This is a genomic window from Leptothrix discophora, from assembly GCF_030705305.1.
In the GTDB taxonomy this organism is placed as follows: domain Bacteria; phylum Pseudomonadota; class Gammaproteobacteria; order Burkholderiales; family Burkholderiaceae_C; genus Sphaerotilus; species Sphaerotilus discophorus.
Map to the genome: position 1 here is coordinate 1 of NZ_JAUZEE010000022.1, position 5,329 is coordinate 5,329.

General features: G+C 52.9%; 2 tRNA genes and 3 rRNA genes. All 5 read left to right on the top strand.

Features of this window, described 5'->3' with window-relative positions:
* Nucleotides 1-69: 69 nt before the first annotated feature.
* Nucleotides 70-1,594 (top strand): 16S ribosomal RNA (locus tag Q8X39_RS20410).
* 68 nt (nucleotides 1,595-1,662) lie between these two features.
* A tRNA-Ile gene (locus Q8X39_RS20415) sits at nucleotides 1,663-1,739 on the top strand.
* An 11-nt stretch (nucleotides 1,740-1,750) separates the two neighbouring features.
* Nucleotides 1,751-1,826: transfer RNA gene (locus Q8X39_RS20420), tRNA-Ala, on the top strand.
* Between the two features lie 326 nt (nucleotides 1,827-2,152).
* A 23S ribosomal RNA gene (locus Q8X39_RS20425) occupies nucleotides 2,153-5,028 on the top strand.
* Nucleotides 5,029-5,174: 146 nt separating this feature from the next.
* Nucleotides 5,175-5,287 (top strand): 5S ribosomal RNA (gene rrf / locus Q8X39_RS20430).
* Together the 16S, 23S and 5S rRNA genes with 2 tRNA genes alongside form the textbook arrangement of a ribosomal RNA operon.
* The last annotated feature ends 42 nt before the right edge of the window (nucleotides 5,288-5,329 follow it).

A 5,329-nucleotide genomic window follows, 5' to 3' on the forward strand; every position in this document is an offset into this window, starting at 1 on the left:
GGGATGTCAAACGCTCACGGAAGAAGTGAAGATTATGTCACTTCAATTCCGTTGAGTGAAATCAAGATCGAACTGAAGAGTTTGATCCTGGCTCAGATTGAACGCTGGCGGCATGCTTTACACATGCAAGTCGAACGGTAGAGGGGCAACCCTTGAGAGTGGCGAACGGGTGAGTAATGCATCGGAACGTGCCCAGTAGTGGGGGATAGCCCGGCGAAAGCCGGATTAATACCGCATGAGACCTGAGGGTGAAAGCGGGGGATCGCAAGACCTCGCGCTATTGGAGCGGCCGATGTCAGATTAGCTAGTTGGTGGGGTAAAGGCCTACCAAGGCGACGATCTGTAGCTGGTCTGAGAGGACGACCAGCCACACTGGGACTGAGACACGGCCCAGACTCCTACGGGAGGCAGCAGTGGGGAATTTTGGACAATGGGCGCAAGCCTGATCCAGCCATGCCGCGTGCGGGAAGAAGGCCTTCGGGTTGTAAACCGCTTTTGTCAGGGAAGAAATCTTCTGGGCTAATACCCCGGGAGGATGACGGTACCTGAAGAATAAGCACCGGCTAACTACGTGCCAGCAGCCGCGGTAATACGTAGGGTGCAAGCGTTAATCGGAATTACTGGGCGTAAAGCGTGCGCAGGCGGTTATATAAGACAGATGTGAAATCCCCGGGCTCAACCTGGGAACTGCATTTGTGACTGTATAGCTAGAGTACGGTAGAGGGGGATGGAATTCCGCGTGTAGCAGTGAAATGCGTAGATATGCGGAGGAACACCGATGGCGAAGGCAGTCCCCTGGACCTGTACTGACGCTCATGCACGAAAGCGTGGGGAGCAAACAGGATTAGATACCCTGGTAGTCCACGCCCTAAACGATGTCAACTGGTTGTTGGGAGGGTTTCTTCTCAGTAACGTAGCTAACGCGTGAAGTTGACCGCCTGGGGAGTACGGCCGCAAGGTTGAAACTCAAAGGAATTGACGGGGACCCGCACAAGCGGTGGATGATGTGGTTTAATTCGATGCAACGCGAAAAACCTTACCTACCCTTGACATGCTAGGAATCCTGCAGAGATGTGGGAGTGCTCGAAAGAGAACCTAGACACAGGTGCTGCATGGCCGTCGTCAGCTCGTGTCGTGAGATGTTGGGTTAAGTCCCGCAACGAGCGCAACCCTTGTCATTAGTTGCTACGAAAGGGCACTCTAATGAGACTGCCGGTGACAAACCGGAGGAAGGTGGGGATGACGTCAGGTCCTCATGGCCCTTATGGGTAGGGCTACACACGTCATACAATGGCCGGTACAGAGGGCTGCCAACCCGCGAGGGGGAGCCAATCCCAGAAAACCGGTCGTAGTCCGGATCGCAGTCTGCAACTCGACTGCGTGAAGTCGGAATCGCTAGTAATCGCGGATCAGCTTGCCGCGGTGAATACGTTCCCGGGTCTTGTACACACCGCCCGTCACACCATGGGAGCGGGTTCTGCCAGAAGTAGTTAGCCTAACCGCAAGGAGGGCGATTACCACGGCAGGGTTCGTGACTGGGGTGAAGTCGTAACAAGGTAGCCGTATCGGAAGGTGCGGCTGGATCACCTCCTTTCTGGAAAATGCATTCAAATTCATGCGCCCACACTTATCGGCTGTAGACACGACAGTGTAAGAAGATTGGGGTCTGTAGCTCAGTCGGTTAGAGCACCGTCTTGATAAGGCGGGGGTCGTTGGTTCGAATCCAACCAGACCCACCACTCATTCGAATGGGGGATTAGCTCAGCTGGGAGAGCACCTGCTTTGCAAGCAGGGGGTCGTCGGTTCGATCCCGTCATCCTCCACCAAAATCTTCTTCACACGATCGGTGCAGACCTAAATGTTGCCAAGCCAGAGAGCTGGAATGTTTAGGTCTGCCATCGAAAGTTGGCTGTTGTTCTTTAACAATTCGTAGAGTCGAATCAGCGTCAGTAGCGGAAAGCTGCCACCGGTAAAGGGGTTGCAGCACCGTGCCGCTGCTGACTATTGATTGCGTCACCAGACATCAATGAAGCGACGGAAGTCGCGAGAGTTGAAAGTACGGCAAACGTAAATACTCAAACACATGCCCCGATAGTCGATCGGGGTGGTGTAGTCCTTGACGACGTTCACGAAGTGGATGTCAAAGTTATAGGGTCAAGTGACTAAGTGCATGTGGTGGATGCCTTGGCGATTACAGGCGATGAAGGACGTGATAGCCTGCGAAAAGCTTCGGGGAGCTGGCAAATGAGCTTTGATCCGGAGATATCCGAATGGGGAAACCCACCCGCAAGGGTATCAACATCTGAATACATAGGGTGTTGAGGCGAACCCGGCGAACTGAAACATCTCAGTAGCTGGAGGAATAGACATCAACCGAGATTCCGAGAGTAGTGGCGAGCGAAATTGGAAGAGCCTGCATGATTTAGCCATCGACTTATCAGAACGGAATGGAAAGTCCGGCCACAGCGGGTGATAGCCCCGTATGAAAAAAGTGGGTGGTAGAACTGGGCATGCGACAAGTAGGGCGGGACACGTGAAATCCTGTCTGAAGATGGGGGGACCATCCTCCAAGGCTAAATACTCGTAATCGACCGATAGTGAACAAGTACCGTGAGGGAAAGGCGAAAAGAACCCCGGGAGGGGAGTGAAATAGATCCTGAAACCGCATGCATACAAAAAGTCGGAGCCTCGCAAGGGGTGACGGCGTACCTTTTGTATAATGGGTCAGCGACTTACATTCAGTGGCAAGCTTAACCGTGTAGGGAAGGCGAAGGGAAACCGAGTCCGAATAGGGCGAATTAGTCGCTGGGTGTAGACCCGAAACCAGGTGATCTATCCATGGCCAGGATGAAGGTGCGGTAACACGCACTGGAGGTCCGAACCGACTAGTGTTGCAAAACTAGCGGATGAGCTGTGGATAGGGGTGAAAGGCTAAACAAACCTGGAGATAGCTGGTTCTCTCCGAAAACTATTTAGGTAGTGCCTCAAGTATTACCATCGGGGGTAGAGCACTGTTATGGCTAGGGGGTCATGGCGACTTACCAAACCATTGCAAACTCCGAATACCGATGAGTACAGCTTGGGAGACAGAGCACCGGGTGCTAACGTCCGGACTCAAGAGGGAAACAACCCAGACCGCCAGCTAAGGTCCCTAAAATTGGCTAAGTGGGAAACGAAGTGGGAAGGCTAAAACAGTCAGGATGTTGGCTTAGAAGCAGCCATCATTTAAAGAAAGCGTAATAGCTCACTGATCGAGTCGTCCTGCGCGGAAGATGTAACGGGGCTCAAGCCAGTTACCGAAGCTGCGGATCACAGCAATGTGATGGTAGGAGAGCGTTCTGTAAGCCTGTGAAGGTGGCTTGTAAAGGCTGCTGGAGGTATCAGAAGTGCGAATGCTGACATGAGTAGCGTTAAAGGGGGTGAAAAGCCCCCTCGCCGTAAGCGCAAGGTTTTCTACGCAACGTTCATCGGCGTAGAGTGAGTCGGCCCCTAAGGCGAGGCAGAGATGCGTAGCTGATGGGAAACAGGTGAATATTCCTGTACCGATGTGCAATGCGATGTGGGGACGGAGAAGGTTAGCTCAGCCAAGTGTTGGATATCTTGGTTCAAGCCTGTAGTCATGGCCCTTAGGCAAATCCGGGGGTCTAAGATGAGGGGTGATAACGAGACGGCTTGCCGTCGAAGTGAGTGATACCCTGCTTCCAGGAAAAGCCACTAAGCTTCAGTTGCACACGACCGTACCGCAAACCGACACTGGTGCGCGTGATGAGTATTCTCAGGCGCTTGAGAGAACTCTGGAGAAGGAACTCGGCAAATTGACACCGTAACTTCGGAAGAAGGTGTGCCTTGAGTCAGTGAAGTTGAACAAACGGAGCTAAAAGAGGCCGCAGAGAATCGGTGGCTGCGACTGTTTATTAAAAACACAGCACTCTGCAAAGACGAAAGTCGACGTATAGGGTGTGACGCCTGCCCGGTGCTGGAAGATTAAATGATGGGGTGCAAGCTCTTGACTGAAGTCCCAGTAAACGGCGGCCGTAACTATAACGGTCCTAAGGTAGCGAAATTCCTTGTCGGGTAAGTTCCGACCTGCACGAATGGCGTAACGATGGCCACACTGTCTCCTCCAGAGACTCAGCGAAGTTGAAATGTTTGTGATGATGCAATCTCCCCGCGGAAAGACGGAAAGACCCCATGAACCTTTACTGTAGCTTTGCATTGGACTTTGAACAGATCTGTGTAGGATAGGTGGGAGGCTTTGAAGTACGGTCGCTAGACTGTATGGAGCCGACGTTGAAATACCACCCTGGTGTGTTTGAGGTTCTAACCTTGGCCCGTTATCCGGGTTGGGGACAGTGCATGGTGGGCAGTTTGACTGGGGCGGTCTCCTCCTAAAGTGTAACGGAGGAGTTCGAAGGTACGCTAAGCACGGTCGGAAATCGTGCTGATAGTGCATAGGCATAAGCGTGCTTGACTGCGAGACTGACAAGTCGAGCAGGTACGAAAGTAGGACTAAGTGATCCGGTGGTTCTGTATGGAAGGGCCATCGCTCAACGGATAAAAGGTACTCTGGGGATAACAGGCTGATACCGCCCAAGAGTTCATATCGACGGCGGTGTTTGGCACCTCGATGTCGGCTCATCTCATCCTGGGGCTGTAGCCGGTCCCAAGGGTATGGCTGTTCGCCATTTAAAGAGGTACGTGAGCTGGGTTTAAAACGTCGTGAGACAGTTTGGTCCCTATCTTCCGTGGGCGCTGCAGATTTGAGGAAGCCTGCTCCTAGTACGAGAGGACCGGAGTGGACGCACCTCTGGTGTACCGGTTGTCACGCCAGTGGCATCGCCGGGTAGCTAAGTGCGGAAGAGATAACCGCTGAAAGCATCTAAGCGGGAAACTCGTTCCAAGATAAGATCTGCCGGGGCCTTGAGCCCCCTGAAGAGTCGTTCAAGACCAGGACGTTGATAGGCTGGGTGTGGAAGCGCAGTAATGCGTTAAGCTAACCAGTACTAATTGCTCGTGAGGCTTGACCCTATAACTTTGAGATCGCTTCGATCATCAAGGTGGTATTTAAAGTACCGTACTCTCTGATACGCAATCAATACAGATTCGACTCTATGAATTGGCTGAAGCCAGATCCCGCTCACATCAGCAGGACCCGGATTCAGCAACAAGTTATGCCTGACGACCATAGCGAGGTGGTCCCACTCCTTCCCATCCCGAACAGGACAGTGAAACGCCTCAGCGCCGATGATAGTGCGCATTCGCGTGTGAAAGTAGGTCATCGTCAGGCTACTATCCCCAAACCCCCTCAGCCAACGCTGCAGGGGGTTTG